This window comes from Hyalangium ruber (genome assembly GCF_034259325.1).
Lineage (GTDB): Bacteria > Myxococcota > Myxococcia > Myxococcales > Myxococcaceae > Hyalangium_A > Hyalangium_A rubrum.
The window spans coordinates 31,900-49,109 of the sequence record NZ_JAXIVS010000010.1 but is presented as its reverse complement, the minus strand read 5'-3'; the positions used below and the strand labels follow the sequence as shown (position 1 = coordinate 49,109).

Annotated in this window: 14 protein-coding genes; 9 read left to right on the top strand and 5 right to left on the bottom strand. The window is 71.4% G+C overall.

Annotated elements, in window-relative coordinates:
- Positions 1-16: 16 nt before the first annotated feature.
- Genes SYV04_RS26805 through SYV04_RS26795 form a run of 3 tightly spaced genes read left to right on the top strand, consistent with a single transcriptional unit; the run spans position 17 to position 5,132 of the window.
- Positions 17-478, top strand: a complete 462-nt coding sequence (locus SYV04_RS26805) for a bpX5 domain-containing protein (RefSeq protein WP_321548755.1) — start codon at positions 17-19, stop codon at positions 476-478.
- Positions 475-2,268, top strand: coding sequence for a hypothetical protein (locus SYV04_RS26800; protein ID WP_321548754.1), 1,794 nt, complete (start codon positions 475-477; stop codon positions 2,266-2,268). Before SYV04_RS26805 ends, SYV04_RS26800 begins: the two co-directional genes overlap by 4 nt.
- A complete protein-coding gene (locus SYV04_RS26795) occupies positions 2,265-5,132 on the top strand; it encodes a bpX6 domain-containing protein (protein ID WP_321548753.1) in 2,868 nt (955 codons plus the stop codon). Before SYV04_RS26800 ends, SYV04_RS26795 begins: the two co-directional genes overlap by 4 nt.
- A gap of 15 nt (positions 5,133-5,147) precedes the next feature.
- Here the strand turns inward: SYV04_RS26795 and SYV04_RS26790 are convergent, their stop codons facing one another.
- Positions 5,148-5,825 carry a response regulator gene (locus SYV04_RS26790; RefSeq protein WP_321548752.1) on the bottom strand — a complete coding sequence of 226 codons (678 nt, stop codon included), beginning with the start codon at positions 5,823-5,825 and terminating at the stop codon, positions 5,148-5,150.
- Positions 5,826-5,970: 145 nt separating this feature from the next.
- Here SYV04_RS26790 and SYV04_RS26785 point away from each other — a divergent pair, with 145 nt between their 5' ends.
- Positions 5,971-6,246, top strand: coding sequence for a hypothetical protein (locus tag SYV04_RS26785; RefSeq protein ID WP_321548751.1), 276 nt, complete (start codon positions 5,971-5,973; stop codon positions 6,244-6,246).
- 22 nt (positions 6,247-6,268) lie between these two features.
- On the top strand, positions 6,269-8,800 hold the full coding sequence (locus SYV04_RS26780) for a PAS domain S-box protein (RefSeq protein WP_321548750.1): 2,532 nt from the start codon (positions 6,269-6,271) through the stop codon (positions 8,798-8,800).
- Here the strand turns inward: SYV04_RS26780 and SYV04_RS26775 are convergent.
- Positions 8,797-9,198 (bottom strand): response regulator, encoded by a 402-nt coding sequence (locus SYV04_RS26775; protein WP_321548749.1) that lies wholly within the window; start codon positions 9,196-9,198, stop codon positions 8,797-8,799. The genes SYV04_RS26780 and SYV04_RS26775 overlap by 4 nt on opposite strands.
- A gap of 103 nt (positions 9,199-9,301) precedes the next feature.
- Positions 9,302-10,456 carry a serine/threonine-protein kinase gene (locus SYV04_RS26770; protein ID WP_321548748.1) on the bottom strand — a complete coding sequence of 385 codons (1,155 nt, stop codon included), beginning with the start codon at positions 10,454-10,456 and terminating at the stop codon, positions 9,302-9,304.
- Positions 10,457-10,888: 432 nt separating this feature from the next.
- Here SYV04_RS26770 and SYV04_RS26765 point away from each other — a divergent pair, with 432 nt between their 5' ends.
- Positions 10,889-11,266, top strand: coding sequence for a helix-turn-helix transcriptional regulator (locus SYV04_RS26765; protein WP_321548747.1), 378 nt, complete (start codon positions 10,889-10,891; stop codon positions 11,264-11,266).
- A gap of 88 nt (positions 11,267-11,354) precedes the next feature.
- On the opposite strand, the gene SYV04_RS26760 is transcribed toward SYV04_RS26765, so the two are convergent.
- Positions 11,355-11,825, bottom strand: a complete 471-nt coding sequence (locus tag SYV04_RS26760) for an SMI1/KNR4 family protein (protein WP_321548746.1) — start codon at positions 11,823-11,825, stop codon at positions 11,355-11,357.
- 177 nt (positions 11,826-12,002) lie between these two features.
- On the opposite strand from SYV04_RS26760, the gene SYV04_RS26755 reads away from it, so the two are divergent.
- The 3 genes from SYV04_RS26755 to SYV04_RS26745 all read left to right on the top strand — a co-directional run bounded on the left by SYV04_RS26755 (position 12,003) and on the right by SYV04_RS26745 (position 16,283).
- Positions 12,003-12,887: a DUF2381 family protein gene (locus SYV04_RS26755; RefSeq protein WP_321548745.1), complete on the top strand. Its 885-nt coding sequence runs from the start codon at positions 12,003-12,005 to the stop codon at positions 12,885-12,887.
- Between the two features lie 13 nt (positions 12,888-12,900).
- Entirely contained in the window at positions 12,901-14,703 is a 1,803-nt protein-coding gene (locus tag SYV04_RS26750; protein WP_321548744.1) for a serine/threonine protein kinase, read from the top strand.
- Positions 14,704-15,182: 479 nt separating this feature from the next.
- Positions 15,183-16,283, top strand: coding sequence for a sensor histidine kinase (locus tag SYV04_RS26745; protein ID WP_321548743.1), 1,101 nt, complete (start codon positions 15,183-15,185; stop codon positions 16,281-16,283).
- A 9-nt stretch (positions 16,284-16,292) separates the two neighbouring features.
- On the opposite strand, the gene SYV04_RS26740 is transcribed toward SYV04_RS26745, so the two are convergent.
- The gene (locus tag SYV04_RS26740) at positions 16,293-17,210 is read right to left on the bottom strand and encodes a metallophosphoesterase (protein ID WP_321548742.1); all 918 of its coding nucleotides are present in this window, start codon (positions 17,208-17,210) and stop codon (positions 16,293-16,295) included.

The following is a 17,210-nucleotide window of genomic DNA, read 5'->3' as shown; positions in this document are numbered from 1 at the left end:
TTAAGCTCCCGACGTCTTGAGTCACCCTCCCCAGGCGCAGTCCTCTTCGCGGCTGCCGGTGATGTGGAGTCCGCGACCGGAGCCGCTGGTCGCGCTCGCGGTCGCGGGCACTGGCCCCGTGGCGCTCGCCCTCGCTCGGAGGGCGCTCGCCGCGCCCGACGCGCAGCTCGGTGCCTGGACGGGCGTGGCCGGCCCCGGGCTCCTCGTCCTGCTGGGAGAGACCGGGGCGCTGCCCTGGGTGGATGGCGCCGTGTACCTCGGGCGGGAGGTCGCTGCTCCCTCGCTGCTGCTGCCCTGCACGTTGGCGCCGGATGTGGCCCCCGCGCTCCTCGAGCGCGCCCTGGTCGCTCATGCCTCCGCGGGGACTCCGCTGGCGGTGCTGCCCCGCGCCGCGCAGCTCGTCCCCGTGGGCGCCGCTCGGGCCGTGGCGCGCCAGACGCTCGCCGCGTGGCTCGCGGCCGAGGAGGCTCGCCCGTGAGCAGCCTGCCTCCCGCGCTGCACCCCTGGGCCACCCAGCTCGCCATCTTCCCCGAGGAGCTCGCCCTCAGCCTCGGGCCCTACGTGGCCCGGCTCTCGGCGGCCATCGGCGCGCTGCGCCCTCGTGGGGAGGCCGACGGAGGCGAGCCCCAGGGCTACGACGGCCTCACCCGCCGGGGCTCCTACGAGCGGCTGCTGCTCACCGAGTGGCTCTACGCCCTGGAGTCTCCCGACGAGTTCGTCCGGCGTGCTGCCTTCGGCGAGCAGGCCTTCCTCAAGCCCGCCTTCAAGCAGCCCCAGGGCTCGCGGCGCACGGTGGTGCTGATGGACGCGGGGCCGGATCAGCTCGGCGCTCCTCGCATCGCCCACCTCGCGCTGCTCGTCGTGCTGCAGCGGCGCGCGGAGGCGGCCGGCGCCGAGTTCGTCTGGGGCGTGCTCCAGTCCTCCCCGGACAAGGGGCCCTTCACGGCGGTGACTCCCGCCACGGTGAACACCTGGCTCTCGGCCCGCAGCGGAGTGCCGGTCCGGGGCGAGCACGTGGCCCGCTGGCGCGAGGCGCTGGCGCTCGGCTCGGCGCCGGAGGATGGCTGGCTCGTGGGGGATGCGCGGCTCGCCCGCTTCCCCGAGGCCGCCGGCCTGTCCCGCGTGGATGTGGCCGAGGTGGTGGCGCCCGGCGTCCGCAAGCTCTCCGTGGCGGTGCGGCGCCTGGCGCGGGCTCCCGCCGCCGTGGAGCTGGAGCTGCCTCCCGCCGATGCGTGCGTGCGTCTGCTGAGAGACCCGTTCACCGTGCGCGCCACCGCGCCCGTGCGCCTGTCCCGCAGCGCCCGCGTCCAGTCGTTCTTCTTCTCCGCGGATGGCTCGCGGCTCATCCTCGCTCGCGCCGATGGCAGCATGGCCGTGCAGCCCTTGCCTCACTCGCCGCGCGCCACCGTTCCCCGGCCCCGACGCTTCCAGCCGGCCGCGGGCCAGGTGCTCGTGGCCGCCGGGTGGCGCCGCAATGGAGGCCTGCTCGCCCTCACCCGCGACGACAGGACCCTGTGGATCCACGGCTGGATGCCCGAGGGCTCTCGCATCACCCGGCCCCGGGGCATTCCCTACCTGGGCTACGAGGGGCTGCTGCCCGACGCGCCCGCGCCCCACCTGCCGCCGGGCCTCGCCACCGTCCAGGTCGTGGATGACCGCGAGCGCGTGCTGGTGCGTGACGCCGAGGGGCGCCTGTTCCTCGTCAACCCGCAGGGGCCGGCGCTGCTGGCCAGCCGCGTGAGCGCCTTCGCCGAGGTGAAGGGCCGGCCCTCCTTCGTCATGACGCCCGCCGAAGGCTCTCCCATGGAGGGGGTGTGGCTGGGCCTGCTGGAGGACTTCCACCAGCGCCACGTGCCGCTCGGCCCGGGGGATGGCAAGGCGTACTTCGGCCACGTCCACGGCTTCGGCCACCCGGAGGCAGGGCTGCTCGCGCTGCGCCACCAGCCGGGCACGTGGCAGGTGCTGATGGCCCAGGGCAACGTGCAGCTCTCCGTGCCGGTGGGCTCGCGCGTGGTGGGCGTGGGCATCAACAGCTACCCCAAGAAGGAGCCCGGGCTGCTGCTGCTGGGGCCGGACCGGCGCGGCTTCATGCTCCTGAGCCCCTCGGGGGTCCGCACGGTGACGCGGGCGGCGCAAGACGTGGTCCACGCCGAGGCCAGCCACGGGCAGCCCCTGCTCGCGTGGCTCACGGTGAAGGGGGAGTTGGTGGTGTGGAGCTTCCAGCACGAGACCGCCATCTACCGCGCCGCGCCGGAGGAGGGCTCGTGAGCCGCGCGCGCCCCGTGAAGCCTCGGCTGCACGTCCACCGGGGCACCGTGGTGGCGTCGGCCCTCTGGTTCGACCCCGCGCTGCTCGGCGAGCGCGAGGCCCGCGGGAGGGTGCTCGCCACGTGGGCTCCCGGCATCAACGTCTTCGAGGTGGCGGGAGGCTTCCTGCTCCGGCTGCCCCAGCCCCGGCCGGTGGAGTGCGCCGCCGCACCCGGGTTGCCGCTCACGCTGGAGGAGGGCGTGCTCACCTCCGCTCCGCTCTCGGCCTCCGAACGTGCGCACCTGGCGCCTGCCTTGGGCTCGGTGGTGCTGGTGCGGGCCGGGCGCGCGGAGGTGCTGCAGGCGGACCCCTCGCGCCGGGTGGACGTGTCGGCGTGGCTGGAGGTCTCCGGGTGGAGCGTGGCCGCCGTGAAGGGCCTGGGAGCGCCGCCGCCGCCGGTGGCCGTGCTGGAGCCCGTCACCGCGCCCGCTCGAGAGCGTTTCGGGGCCGGCATTCCGGCCCCCGCGCCCGAGGCCGAGGCCCTGCGCGCACGCATGGAAGGGCAGCCCGTGGACGCCAAGACCCAGGAGGCGCTCGCCGCGAAGGCCCGCGCCCAGGGCTCGTGGTGGGACCGGCTGCGCGCCTGGCTCCGGGGCGAGAACGCCCCACGACGTCCAGAAGCCCCGGTGAGCGCCGCGAGCGCCTCGGCCCCGGAGGCTGCCTCCAGTCCCTCGCTGGTGGGGCGGCTCTCCTCGTGGCTCCGGCGGACCCTGGGCTCGCGGGGCCCGGAGGCGGCCGCGAAGCCCGCGCTGCCCTCGGGCGCCACTTCTCCCAGCAAGCCTCGGAAGGAGGCACCGCCGGGGCCTCCCTCGTGGCTGAGTCGCCTGCTGGGAAGGCTCCGACAGGCCTTCTCCGGAAGCGAGGAGGTGGCCTCGCCGTCCGCCTCGCGAGGCGCAGGCGCTCCGCCGCCGCCCGAGCCGCAGGGGCCGGGGCTGTTCTCGCGCCTCACGGAGTGGATGCTGCGCAACACGCCCCTGGGTCCGCTCCTCGGCCAGCGCAAGGCGGAGTACGTGCGGCGCCTCTTCGACATGTTCGAGCAGGGCAACCTCGACGAGGCGCTGCGCTACGCCATCCCCCTGGGCAAGGGGATGACGGAGTCGGCGCGCATCGCCCTGGGGCTGCCGGGGCCTCGGGAGAGCATCACCCTGCAGCCGGCTCGCGGGGGCGGCGGCAAGAGCCTCTTCGGTGGCGGAGAGGAGATCTACTCGGCGCTCCAGGAGCGCTACCGCGCCGCCTTCCGCAAGCTGGAGCGCGAGGGCCGCATCGACGAGGCGGCCTTCGTCCTCTCCGAGCTGCTGGGCGAGCACGAGGAGGCGGTGTCCTTCCTGGAGAAGCACGAGCGGCTGGGGCTGGCGGCCGAGCTGGCCGAAGGGCGCGGCCTGGCGCCGGGGCTGGTGGTGCGCCAGTGGCTGCTGGCCAAGGACCTGAAGCGGGCGGTGGCCATCGCCCGGCGCAGCGGGGCCTTCTCGGACGCGGTGCTGCGGCTGGAGCGCACCCACCCCGCCGAGGCGCGCACCCTGCGGCTGCTGTGGGCCGAGTCGCTGGCGGAGGCCGGAGACTACCTGCGGGCCGCCACCGTGGTGTGGCCGCTGGAGGATGCCCGCCCGCTGGCGCGCTCGTGGCTGGAGCATGGCTCCGAGGTGGGGGGCGTGGGCGGCGCGAGGGCCCTGGCGCGGCTGGTGGCGGCCTTCCCCGTGGCCTTCGAGGGCGCGCGCGCGCCGACGCTCGCGCTGCTGGAGGACGAGGGCCGGGAGCGAGCCGCCGAGCGGATGGCCTTCGCGGAGGTGCTGGCCGCCGAGGCGCGCTCGGACACGCGCACCGTGCTGGTCGGGCCCGTGGTGCGCTCGCTCTTGAGGGACCGGGCGGCGGGCCACACGCGCATCGACACCAACCTGCTGACGCTGCTGCTGCGCGATGCGGGGGACGGCACGCTGCGCGCGGATCTTCCCCCCGTGTCGGATCCCCGTCGCCACCCCTGGATCGACGAGTCCGGAGCGGCGCTGCTGACCGAGCGGCTCGGCGCGACCGAGGCGGGCCCGTACCCCATTCATGACGCGGTGGCGCTGTCGGGCCAGCGCCTGCTGCTGGCGCTGGGTGAGGCGGGAGTCCGCATGGTGCGCACCGACGGCAGGCGGGTGGCCCACTTCGACGTGCCGGCCTTCTCCCTGGTGCCCTCGGTCCACGAGGACCGGGTGCTGGCGCTGGCGCCGCGTGGAGAGCTCAAGCGCATCTCGCGCATCGAGCTCGGCTCCCGTCGGGCGACGCACTGGTGCGACGCGAAGGTGGACGCCTTCGCGCCCAGCTACGACGGCAGCCTGTGGTTCATCGCCGAGCGCGACACGGTGATGGCGGTGGATGCGCTGAACGCCGACGGCCTGAAGGCGCTCTGGCGGGTGTCCGAAGTCGGCGGCCCGGTGCTGGCGCTCGAGGTGGACGTGGAGCTGCGCTTCGCCACGTGGGGCGAGGAGCCGCAGCTGTGGACCTACGTGCTGCCCGGAGGGCCCACGCTGCGCTCGCGCGTCCCGCGCCGCTCGGGGGACGGCCTGCCCATGCTGAGCCTCGACCCGCTCACCGGTCAGGTGGAGCGGCTGGACCACTGGGTGTACATGCCCCCGTGGACGGTGAGCTGCGTGCCGACGCCCGTGGGCCAGGAGGTGGTGCTGCTGTCGCGCGGCAGCACCGTGCGGGCGCGCTTCCTCCTCGAGGGCGAGACGCGCGCGCGGGTGCGCTTCTCGCCCGGAGAGCTGCTGGTGTTCGACGTGACGGGCCGGCTGCTGCGGGTGGACCTGACGGAGGGCTCGGCGCGGCGGGTGCCGCTCAGCTGAGGCGCCCGCGCGGGCTCACGAGAGCGGCAGGTGCGGCGGGATGATGAAGGTGCTGGTGGTGAGCGTGCGCGCCGCGTCGTCCACCTCCAGCACCACGCGTACCCCCTGCACCGTGACCAGCAGCGAGGGCGGCGTGCCCGGCAGCGCCAGGAGCCAGGTGGACATCATCGGCAGCTCGGTGCCCGCCAGCTCCGCGGCGCGGTGCAGGTGCATCTGCACCGCATGGCGCAGCGGCGTGGGCAGGGTGTTGAGCGTGAGGGTACATTCCTCCGTGAGCCGCAGGGCGTAGGCGGTGACCGCCTCGGCCTTGAAGGAGGGCGGCGTGGGCTGGCGCAGCCGCTGCCGCAGCTCCGTGAGCGTGGGCTCCGGCGAGGGCGCCTTGTGCAGGAAGCCCACCACGCCACCCAGGTCGATGTCGCGCCCCTGGGCCATGGACATCATCAGGATGGGGATGCGCCGCAGCGCGGCGTCCGAGCGCATCCGCCCGTACAGCCCCCAGCCGTCCAGGTGGGGCATCAGCAGATCCAGCAGCACCAGCTCCGGTGGGGGCCGCGCGCTGTCATTCAGCTGGGACAGGGCCTCCAGCCCATCGGACGCGAGGGTGACGTCGCAGCCCTCTTTGAGAGCCGCTTCACCCAGGCGATCGCGCCAGGTGGGGTCATCCTCCACGACGAGCAGGCGCTGAATTCGCATGGTGAGCGCTGGACCAAAGCAAGTTCCCGTCCCCCAGGCAACCCTGGCGGGGCCAGGGGCGGACCCTGCTGAACACTGGGGCGAATGGGGGCAAACCCGAGTCGGCTTGCCCCGGCGCGGCCTCGTGCCCAGGTTGGCCACGACCATGGCCTTCCGACTCCAGCTCACGCCCGATGCGGTGCGCGTGCTCTCGACATGTCGGGCGGCGGTGCGAGAGCAGGTGCTGCACGAGCTGGGCGATGTCTTCGCCGGGCCGCTGCTGAGCCTGGAGGCTCGGGGCCCCGGGCCGGAGGCCTCTGGCACGCGCCTGCTCCCCTCGGGCTTCCATGTGCGCTACGCGCTGGACGTGAAGCGCGGGCTGCTCCTCCTGCTGGAGCTCCAGGAGCCAGAGGGGCAGGGCATGCCCGCCCCGACCTCTTGAGGTCGCCTCGCCGCTCGGGGGAATGTCCGCCAGCCGTCATTTCGTCGCGCGGGTCCGCACTTCCGGTGTTCCCTCGGTAGAGGAGGACTCCCAGGGCCTCATCCCCGCGCTACCTTTGCTCCCGCGCGTGCCCCTTCGCCTGGCAGATTTCCTCCGCAGTCACCGTGAAGCCATCCTCGAGGCTTGGGAGGCAGAGGCCCGTGAACTGCCCGCCGCCCGGAGCCTCTCCCGGAAAGAGCTGCGCAACCACCTGCCCGTGCTGCTCGACAGCATCGCGCAGATGATGACGCGCGCACCTCCGGTGGAGGTGGCCTCCGGGCTGGGCTCGGTGCCCGACGTCCACGCCCTGGAGCGGCTGGGCGAGGGCTTCGACCTGCGCGAGGTGGTGCTGGAGTACCGGCTCTTGCGCCGCTGCGTGCTGCGGCTGTGGCAGGCCCAGGGCGTCATGGACACGCTGGAGGCGGCGACCCTCTTCCACGAGGCGGTGGACGAGGCGGTGGCCGCCACGGTGAGCCACTACACCCGCGCGCGCGAGCGCACCTTCCAGGCGCTGGACCGCATCTCCGCCGCCGCCATTGGCAGCCCGGATCTGCACACCTTCCTGCCCCGGCTGCTCCAGGTGCTGCGCGAGACGGTGCCCGTGGTGGACGCGGTGGTGGTGCTGCTGCGCGACGGGGACTTCCTCCGGGAGGAGAGCTCGGTGGGCATCACGCTCGAGGAGGGCTTCCGCCTGCGCATCGGCGAGGGCTTCGCCGGCGAGGTGGCCTCCACCCGTCAGCCCCTCACCTCGCGTGACGCCTCCAACGATCCGCGGGTGCGCAGCCATGCGCTGCGCCAGAGCGGCCTGCGCGCCCTCTATGGCGTGCCGCTGCTGCTGGGGGACGAGCTGCTGGGCGTGGTCCACATGGGCAGCCGCACCAGCCACGAGTTCTCCGACGAGGATCGGCTGCTGCTGCGCACCCTGGCGGCGCGCACCACCTCCATGGTTGCCCGCACGCAGGCCTTCGACCGCGAGCAGATGGCCCGCGCCGAGGCCCAGGCCGCGCTGGCCCAGGTGAGCGCCAGCGAGGAGCGCTTGCGGCGCTGGATGGAGGTCTTCACCCACCTGGGCGTGGGCGTGGCGCTGGTGCGGAGCACCGACGACGTGCTGGAGGACGTGAACCCGGCCTTCGCGCGGATGCACGGCTACACGCGCGAGGAGCTGGTGGGCCGGTCGCTGGCGGACACCCTCGCCCCGGAGTCGCGCGGAACGCTGGTCCGGCACGCGGCCGCCGCCCAGTCCAAGCCCCACCACGAGTACGAGGCCATGCACCTGCGCAAGGACGGCAGCCGCTTCCCCGCCTTGACGCACGTGACGGTGTTCCGGGACGAGGCCGGGCGGGTGGTGCAGCGCGTGGGTACGGTGCTGGACATCACCCAGCGCCGCACCGCCGAGGCCGAGCGCCAGCGGCTGCTCTCCGGCATCGAGGCCGAGCGCGCCCGCCTGGCCGCGGTGCTCGATCAGCTCCCGGCTGGTGTCCTGCTCGCCGAGGCGCCCAGTGGCCGGTTGGTGATGGCCAGCCGGCGCGTCGAGGTCATCCTCGGGATGTCCATCATCCCGGTGGAGCACATCAACGAGTACGTCGCCTATCCCGTCTACCACCCGGACGGGCGGCGCCTGTCCGTCGAGGAGTTCGCCATGGCGCGCGCGCTGGCGGGCGAGGTGGTGCAGGGCCAGGAGTTCGAGGTGCGGCGCCCGGATGGCACCCGCGTCAGCGTCCTCTCCTCCAGCTCTCCCATCCGGGACCGCGAGGGGCGCATCACCGCCGCCGTGGTGACGTTCGTGGACGTGAGCGAGCTGCGCCGTGCCGAGACCGCCGCGCGCCAGGCCGCCGAGTTCGGCGAGAAGCTCATCGGCATCGTCAGCCACGACTTGCGCAACCCCCTCAACGCCATCCACCTGTCCGTCACCCAGCTCCTGCACAGCGAGTCGCTGCCGGCGCGCGAGCAGCGCATCACCACGCGCATCGCCAAGTCGACGGACCGGATGAAGCGGATGATCGCCGAGCTGTTGGACTTCACCCGGGGGCGGCTGGGCGGAGGCATCCCCATCCAGCGCGTGCAGGGAGACCTGCGCGGGGTGGTGCGCCAGGGCGTGGAGGAGCTGGAGGCGGCCTGGCCGGAGCGCACCGTGCGGCTGAGCGTGGCGCCCGGGCAGTACGAGGGCACCTGGGACGCGGACCGGCTGGTGCAGGTGGTGAGCAACCTGGGAGGTAACGCGCTCCAGTACAGCCCCCCGGACAGCCCGGTCTCCTTCTCCCTGAGCGATGGGGGGGAAGAGGTGGTGCTGGAGGTCCACAACCAGGGCGCGCCCATTCCGCCCGAGGCCCTGCCGACGCTGTTCGACCCCTTCCGCCGCGCCTCCTCCGGGGGAGGAGGCCTGGGGCTGGGTCTCTATATCGTCGAGCAGGTGGTGAAGGGGCACGGGGGCCGCATCGAGGTGCGCTCCACCGCCGAGGAGGGCACGCTCTTCCGGGTCCTGCTCCCTCGCCAGTCCGCGCCGAAGGCCGGCTAGGGCGCGGCGGCCAGGGCCGCGCCGGGAGCCTCCGCGCGCAGGCGCTCGAGCGTCTCCATCAGCAGGTTCAGGTCCAGCGGCTTGGGGATGGAGCCGAGGATGCCGCGAGGCAGGGGCCGCGTGGCGCCCGCCCCGGAGACGACGATGACCCGCAAGTCCCTCAGGGAGGGCTCCTGCTCCACCCGCTCCATCAAGTCCCAGCCCGTCATGACGGGCATCATCAGGTCGAGCAGCACCACGTCCGGCCGGGGCTGGCTCGGGTTCTTGAGCCGCTCCAGCGCTTTCAAGCCGTTGACGGCGGTCTCGACGAGGAAGCCCTCCTGAGAGAGGTACTCCTCCAGCATCTCCCGACTGTCGGCGTGGTCCTCGACCAACAGGACGCGGAAGCGTCCGAACATGTTCCAGTCTCCCAGTCCGCGGTGACTCATACGCACCCAAGCGTCTTACGGACGGGGAGGGGTGTGAAGAGGCCGGCCCCGGGAGGTGTTCTCTACCCAATGATCAGCGGCGGCGAGGGGCTCCCCTCAGCCGGGCGGACCGGCGACTGGCGAGCACTCGGGGGGCGGAGCGAGGGCCGGGCTCGGGCAGCAGGCGCTCGCGCACCGCGTCATCCGGGGCCTCGCCGGCGGCCACGCGCAGGGACACGTAGCGCAGGGTGGCCAGCTCGGCCAGGGCCTCGTGCCGGCCGAAGGGCTCGCCGAGGGCCACCAGCTGGTGGCGCAGGGCGCGCGCGAACTGGGCGCAGGTGTCGAAGCGCTCCAGCCGGTCCGGGGCGAGGGCGCGCTGGAGCAGGGGCAGCAGCGCCGCGGGCACCGAGCGGGTGGCGGCCTCGAGCTCCGCCACCGAGAAGGTGCGGATGCGCCAGGCCAGCTCCCGGGCACACAGCTGGGTGGTGGAGGCCGGAGGGGTGCGCGGGTTGCGCTGCCGGGACTCGAAGCGCTCGGCGCCCTCGAAGAGGTGCCTGCCGGTGAGCAGCTGCAGCAGGACGATGCCCAGGGAGAACTGATCGGCGCGCCCGTCCAGCGCGGTGTGCTGCACGTGCTCGGGCGCGGCGTAGGCGAGGCTGCCCTGGAGCGCGTCCCCCTCGCTGCCCACGCGTCCGGAGAGCCGGGACCAGGCGGCGCCGAAGTCCATGAGCTTCACCTCGCCGTGCTCGCTCACCAGGATGTTGTGCGGGGTGACATCGCGGTGGACGACGCCCAGCTGGCGCCCGTGCTCATCGCTCAGGCCGTGAGCGTGGCTCAGGGCGTCGGCCACCTCCGACGCGACATAGAGGGCGAAGGCCTCGGAGAAAGGATGGCGGGCCCGCGCGGAGGCCTCCAGCAGCGCCGCCAGACGGAAGCCCGGCACATGCTCCAGCACCAGGTGGGGCGCGTCGTCCGAGCCGCGCATGTGCAGGGCCGAGAGGATGCTGGGGTGGCGCAATTGCGAGGTGAGGCGGGCCTCGTCCAACAGCCGCTGCCGCGCCTCGTCATCCCCGGCGGGCAGCGGGCGCTTGATGACGATGTAGCCGCCGAAGCGTTCGGAGTAGTGGCGACGGGCCAGTACCAGCTCGCCGTGGCGGGCAGGGCCCAGCCAGCGGACGAACTCGTAGGAGGTGTGCCCGCTCCTCAGCAGCACCTCTGAGGAGGGGGGCTCGGAGGACAGGGACGACATGGCAGCGCTCCTGCGATGGAGAGGACCTGGAGAGTATGGTCCGTCCCGCGTGCCGCGTCACCTATCAGGTGGGTAGGAGAAGCCCGCGCGCCCGCTGAGTGCCCTACCTGACAGGGCAGTCATGATGCGATGCGTCGTAAAGGCTCGGTGTAAGCGGAAAATCCAGGGCTTACGCCCGAGAAGGGGGCTGGGACCCAACCCATCAAATAGGGCCCGACCTGGCAAATAGGTGTAGGTGTACCCGACGTGGCGGGTTATAACGCGCGGCGCTCACTCACCTGGAAGCGGGCTCGCACCGAGACTGCCGCCCCACTCGACAACGTGCGCAAGGTTCGTGTGGTGAAACCCAACCTGAAAGGTTCCGTGCCCAGCGCGCCAAGACGTCGGAGGGAGCGGCGCAAGGGCCCCACGCTGCCCTTGGCGGTGCGCAGGATGGAGAAGCGGCTGGCGACGACGGTGGGAGAGTCCTCGCGGCTGGCGCGGATGCGGGCGGGGCTGACGCAAGCGGACGTGGCCGAGCGCATCGGCGTGGCCACGGAGGTGTACGGGCGGATGGAGCGCGGGAAGATGTTGCCCAGCGTGCCCACGCTGCTGCGGCTGTGCGTGGCGCTGCGCAGTGGCCCTCATGAGCTGATGGGGATGGCGCCCATCGACGACTCGCCGGAGAACTCGCCCTGGGCAGGCGAGGTACCTGAGGGGTTGGATGACACGCCGGAGATGCGCAAGCTGATGCGGAGCCTGAGGCGGTTGACTCGGTCGCAGCTCAAGCTGCTGCACCTGGTGGCCAGCGCGATCATCTACCGGCACTGAGCGGACCGGCGCCGCAACAGACACGCGTCATGGCTTCGCCAACCCTGGACGCGCCGGTGGGCGTGCCCTTCCTCGGAATGAAGGGCCGCTACTGAGCGGGCTGTGTGAGCCAGTACGAACGCCCCTGGCTCCGTAGCGCCTTCTCCAGAAACTCCGAGAAGGAGTGGGCGATCTGCTTGCAGTATGCAGGATCTGGCCATGTCTCATGGTCGCCATCCATGAGTGGATGGCGCTCGTTTTCCTGCCGGGACACGTCGACCACCACGTAATTCCCATCCTGCATGTCACAGATGGCGTACATGGAGGCGGAGCCCCATCGGTCGTCGTCTTCTCCGCGAATGGCCACCCGCGCCCGAGTAATCTCGGAAAGAGGAAGCATCCGGTAGGGAGCGCCAGGCAATCGCTTGAAGAACTCCGCGCCATTGCAGTGCAGATAGAAGTCGCGCAGGTCTGGGTCTAGCCGCCATCTGACACGCTGCTCGAACTCTTCAATCTCTTGGGGTGTCGCAGAAGGATAGGGAAAGTGGTGACGGGAGACCTCTTCGAGTCGATGGCGCATGAACGTGCTCGCTTTCAATAAGTGAGTAGGGACAGGAGGCCGGTGGGGGATGGTCCACCGGCTTGCCTGCACCAAGAGTCATCTTTGCTTGAGGGGAGAGCACGTAGCGCGCGTCTCTCGCCTCGCGCTGCAAGGCTGCATCTCTGCTAAGGTGGCAACCTAGGAGGTCCTACTTTCTTGGTACTACCCACGAAGTGGCTGCTCCTCGCCCTGCTTCTGGTGGCGAGCGCTGCTGCCGCCCAGCCTCGGTCTCCTGTCCGGCAGCGCCAAGATCGGCGCGCCGCACTGCCATCTACTTCCGCCGAGCCCATCCCCGAGCTGTACGTGGCCGCCGGCAACCTCACCACGGTGGCCTTCAACGGGCCGTTGGACAGGGAGAGCCTCGTGGTGGACCGGACGCGCTTCAAGTGGGTGGACGTCGGCGACCGCACTCTCGTCCTGCAACCCTTTGCGGACTTGGGCTCGGGTGAGCGTCTCATCGTCAAGGTCGGCTTCAAGGACAGGGCGTTGCCCACGCTGGCCGTTCTCGCTGTTGTCACCGACTCCACGGTGGTGGACGGGAATGTGGAAGTGGATCGTCGGGCCAACACCCCCGAGGCCCTGCTGGCGGCCTTGGCCCAGAAGGAAGCGGAGTTGGAGGAACTCAAGGCCCGGAGCGCTGGGAGTGGCCCGGCGAACCTTGTCCTCTCTGAGTGGCTTACCAAGAGCATGAAGCCCCGCCCATTCTTCATCATCGAGTCGCCGGCGGACACCAGCGGCTTGGTGGTGACAGAGAGCATTGGCTACGAGGGAGGCTCCTCGGCGCTGGTAGCCGTCCGCCTCCGGAACCTGCCGGGCCAGAAGCCTTGGGAGTTGGGGCAGGCCCGCGTTGCCGGGCCGGGTGGTGTGTCGGTGAAAGTGCTCTCGGTCCAGTTGAAGCCGCAGCACCTGGCCCCCGCTGAAGAGGGGCTCGTGGTGGTGGAGTCGAAGGCCGCGCCCTGGGCCCCTGGCAAGCCGTTCAGCGTGGAGTTGGTGGACGCGAGCGGCCAGCGGCGCCTGTCCTTCAACCTGTTGGCCATGTAGGAGGCCCCCGCCCATGACGATGGACGCCTTTCACCCCGACCACCTCAAGGTCGGGCACATGGTGGGCCCCTGGCGGATTGTCGAGTCGCTGGGCAGCGGTGGCTTCGGCCGCGCCTTCAAGGCCGAGCGCGACGGGGACTTCTTCACGCTGAAAATGGCGGTGCGGCCGGCGCCCGAGCTTCCCCAGGAGACTCCTGAGAAGGCCCTCGAGGAGCGGCAGGTGGATGGGCGTATGCGTCATGAGGGAGCCATCCTCATGGCCAACGCCAGCCACCCGGGCCTGCCGCACCTGCGCGCCATGGACAGGTGGCCGCACCCCACCAGGGGCTATCTCTATCTCGTCACCGACTTCGTGCCGGGTGAGCCCTTCCACGACTGGCGTGAGCGCATCCGGCCCACTGCTGTCCAGCTCGTGGACATCTTCATCGAGGTGGTGCGGGTGGTGGTCAGGCTGCACAGCCGCGGCATCCTCATCCGGGACTTCAAGAGCGAGCACGTCATCGTCAACCCCACGGACAACAGGCCGGTGCTCGTGGACATGGGCAGCGCGTGGTTGCCGGGCGGCTCCACCCTCACCGTGGGACTGGCCCCGGGCACACCCCATGCCCTACCGCCCGAGTGCATTGCATTCATTCGCGAGGGCTCATGGAGACAAGGGGCGCGGTTCGACGCGACTGCGGCCGGGGACCTCTACCAACTCGGCGTCTTCTTCTATGAGGCGCTGACGGAGTTCTGGCCCTTCGATGCACGGATGACTCACGACGAGTTGCTCACGGCCATTCAAACCGTCGTCCCCCGCGCGCCCCACCGCCTCAACCCGGAGGTTCCCGAATCGCTCAGCCGCATCACACTGAGGCTGCTTGAGAAGTTGCCGGAGGCTCGCTACGAGAGCGCCCAGGCCCTGCTCCAGGCGCTGTGGGCCGCAGCCAAGGAGCGCTCCAAGAAGGAATGGAAGGTGCCGTTGGGCCTTCATGCCGAGAGCCCGGCCCCCATCACCCAAGAGGAGGTGGAGGAGCGCCGCCTGCACCAGCAGGAGTCGGAACGCAGGGCGCAGGAGGCCCAGAGGCGAAAGGAGCAGGAGCTCTCCCACGAGCAGGCCCTGGAGCAGTTCTCGGCCGCCATTCAGGAGTTGGAGGCGGAGGTAGCCGCCGCCGAGGAGAAGGCAGCCCACCGGAAGAAGTGGCGGCGGAGAATCGCCCTCGGGGCGAGCCCCTTCCTGCTAGGCCTCGCCCTCTTCGCTGCTTGGTGGTTGTGGCTCTCTCCCGCTACGACTTCCCCCGCCGCACCTGAGAAAGGAATCTCACTCGTGTCCAACCTCCGCAACTCCCGGCCCATGAGGGTCGTTGCTGCCTGGCTATGCACCACCTTCGGCGTCAGCTGCACAGCGGCCCAGGTCCGGCTCCTGCCAGTGGACTGCCCTCAGCAGGCGGTCCAGAGCATGGAGGAGATGGGCCTCTTCGGGGGGGACGGCTACCGCGTCATCATCGACATCAACCAGCCCGGCACCAACCAGCAGGAGGGCGTCTTCCAAGAGGGGAAAATCGTCAGCCGGGTGGTGCGCTACGGCTGGACGGGCCCCCTGCCCGACGGAACCCTCCTCTACGGGCAACTCTGGACGGAGGGACTCACCAAGCAAGGGCAGGAGGCGGTCCTGGGCCGCTACACCCAGGCGCTTCTGCCGGATGGCCGTCGTGTTCCCATCTGCTTCGTGCTGGGGGATGTGACGGGGCTCACCATCAAGATTGACGGCTCAAAGCCCGGGCAGGCCCGACTGCCGCGCGAGTGGAGCGCTCTCGCTGTCCGGTACTGGCCGTGAGCATGTCACGCCCTCAGTCTCACTGCCGAGGGGTCCACTCAGTCACGTTTCTAGCAACGAGGGCATGGGTTGTAGGAGTTGCTACGGTCAGCCGCAAAATGCCGCAGCCCAAGGCCGAGAAAACGCCTGCCCGAGCGGGCCGAGCAATACATCAAGCGGCCGCATAGGAACTCTTTCAGATCGAAGTGCTTCCGAGAGCACATGATAGGCCGGAGTCAATCCGGCCCAGGTCTGGGGGCAGTGTTCACTGCAGGCGGACCTACCCTCCCTTTGGGCCGAGGAGGGGTTACAACCGGTGGGGAACGTGGGAGGATTCGGGCATCGCGCCCCGTTCCCTCCTGTGTCCGACCTCCTAGCCCGAATACGGTGCGCCGGGGGGTTGTTGCATGCAGCTATCTTCTGTTCCTGGGCTGACCCGGGTGGGGACCTCTCATGCCGAGAGCTCTACGCCTTGTCTGTTCTTCGAGACGACACGCGATATGGCGCGCCATCCGCTCGGCCTGCGCTGCGTGTCCTGGAACGCCGCCGCCGAGGCGTGTCTGCGTGCCCGAGAGCCGGGCGGCGAGGTGACACGCTGGGCCCAAGCCGTAGCCGAGCTGCTGGAAGTCCCTGCCTGCGCTCGCGTCGAGGACACCGGCGAGCCCTACACCACCGAGCTGTACTTCCGGCGCTACGGCGTCGAGTCGTGGTGGCAGGCCACCGCGGTCCGTCAGACCGAGGGCTTCGCCCTGTGGCTGCGCGAGGTGACGCAGGCCCGCCTCGAGGAGCGCCGCGCGCGCGAGGCCCTGGAGCGCGCCCGGGCCCGCGAGGAGCGCATGGAGGAGGAGGCCGAGTTCCGCGAGCGCTTCATCGGAATCCTCGGGCATGATCTCCGCAGTCCCCTGAGCGCCATCTCCCTGTCGGCGCGCGCCATCAGCCGCTACGGCACGCTCACGCCCCTGCAGCAGGAGATGGAGCAGCGCATCGAATCCAGCGCGTCGCGGATGATGAAGATGATCTCCGACATCCTGGACCTGACGCGGGCACGGCTCTCGAGCGGCATCCCCCTCTTCCTGGAGCCCACGCAGGCCAGTGAGGTGTGCCGGCAGGTGGTGGAGGAGATGTCGGCGGCCTACCCCAACCGGTGCATCGTCTATGACGAGCAGGGCGCCGGCGAGGGGGTGTGGGACTCCGAGCGGCTGGCGCAGGTGCTGAGCAACCTGGTGGCCAACGCGCTGGAGCACGGCGGCGCCGAGGTGCCGGTGCTCGTGCGCAGCTACCCGTGCGAGGAGTTGCTGGCCCTGGAGGTTCACAACCCGGGCCCCGCCATCCCCGAGCACGTGCTGGCCACGATGTTCGAGCCGTTCCGGCGCTCCGCCACCTCGGGGAAGCGCAAGCGCAGCGGCCTGGGGCTGGGCCTCTACATCGTCAAGGAGATCGCCGAGGCGCACGGCGGGCGCGTGGTGGTGCATTCCCGCGAGGGAGAGGGCACCACCTTCACGGTGCTGCTGCCGCGCGACGCGCGCACGGCGGAGGCCTCGCGCAGGTCCAAGGAGGACGGCGGGCGGGCCGAGGAGCACGTCGCCCGCCACCCAGGGTGAGTCAGGAACCTAGGCCACCGGCTGGAGCGCGGGGGCGGCGCGCAGGGTGAAGAACGCCACCTCCGGCTCGGTGCCCCGGCGCAGGTACGGCCCGCCGAAGCCGAAGCCCAGGCCCTGGTTCACATAGAGCTGGTTGCCCCGCACCGCGTAGTGCCCGCGGATGTAGGGCTGGCCCGCGCGGCGGAACAGCTTCTCGGTCAGCCCGCGCACGACGAACTGGCCGCCGTGCGTGTGCCCGGAGAACTGCACCAGGCCCGCGTACGGGGGCAGCTTCTCCACCGTGGGCGGCGTGTGGGCCAGCACCAGCCGCGTGCCCGTGGTGGGCGCGCCCCGGAAGGTGGCCTCCACGTCGTCCCGGCCCGTGCGCCCGTCGTCGATGCCCAGCACCGTCGCCGGGGCGCCGCGCACATGCACCACCCGGTGCTCGTTCTGCAGCACCGTGTAGCCCAGCCGCTCGAAGCCCTCGCGGATGTAGGGCGCGTTCACCCAGTGGTCATGGTTGCCCAGCACCACGAAGACGGGGCCGGCGAGCCCCGAGAGCACCTCGCGCACGCGCGGCAGGGGCTTGGGGCTGTGGGTGACGTAGTCACCGGTGAGGAAGATGAGGTCCGGCGCCGAGGCGTTCACCGCCGCCACCGCGCGGCGGATGCGCACATCCGAGGTCGCCTGCCCCACATGGATGTCCGACAGCTGGGCCACGCGCAGCCCGTCATGCTCGGGGTGCAGGCCGGGGATGTCGAGCACGTACTCGTTGAGGGCGAAGTGGTCCCGCCAGCGGAGGCGCTCGACCTCCGAGCGCAGCGGATCCTCTCCATACCTCGCCACCACCTCGTTGCGAGCCAGGGCCAGCCCGTGGCTCCCCGAGGAGGTGTGGGCCGTGCTCGCGGTGGCGCGAGTGGCGAAGCGGCGGGAGAGTCTCAGGCGCAT

Coding starts and splice junctions, on each gene's coding strand:
- SYV04_RS26790 (WP_321548752.1), bottom strand. CDS start 5,825: ATGCGAATTCAGCGCCTGCTCGTCGTGGAGGATGACCCCACCTGGCGC.
- SYV04_RS26785 (WP_321548751.1), top strand. CDS start 5,971: ATGGCCTTCCGACTCCAGCTCACGCCCGATGCGGTGCGCGTGCTCTCG.
- SYV04_RS26780 (WP_321548750.1), top strand. CDS start 6,269: ATGTCCGCCAGCCGTCATTTCGTCGCGCGGGTCCGCACTTCCGGTGTT.
- SYV04_RS26775 (WP_321548749.1), bottom strand. CDS start 9,198: ATGTTCGGACGCTTCCGCGTCCTGTTGGTCGAGGACCACGCCGACAGT.
- SYV04_RS26770 (WP_321548748.1), bottom strand. CDS start 10,456: ATGTCGTCCCTGTCCTCCGAGCCCCCCTCCTCAGAGGTGCTGCTGAGG.
- SYV04_RS26765 (WP_321548747.1), top strand. CDS start 10,889: ATGGAGAAGCGGCTGGCGACGACGGTGGGAGAGTCCTCGCGGCTGGCG.
- SYV04_RS26760 (WP_321548746.1), bottom strand. CDS start 11,825: ATGCGCCATCGACTCGAAGAGGTCTCCCGTCACCACTTTCCCTATCCT.
- SYV04_RS26750 (WP_321548744.1), top strand. CDS start 12,901: ATGACGATGGACGCCTTTCACCCCGACCACCTCAAGGTCGGGCACATG.
- SYV04_RS26745 (WP_321548743.1), top strand. CDS start 15,183: ATGGCGCGCCATCCGCTCGGCCTGCGCTGCGTGTCCTGGAACGCCGCC.
- SYV04_RS26740 (WP_321548742.1), bottom strand. CDS start 17,210: ATGCGCCTGAGACTCTCCCGCCGCTTCGCCACTCGCGCCACCGCGAGC.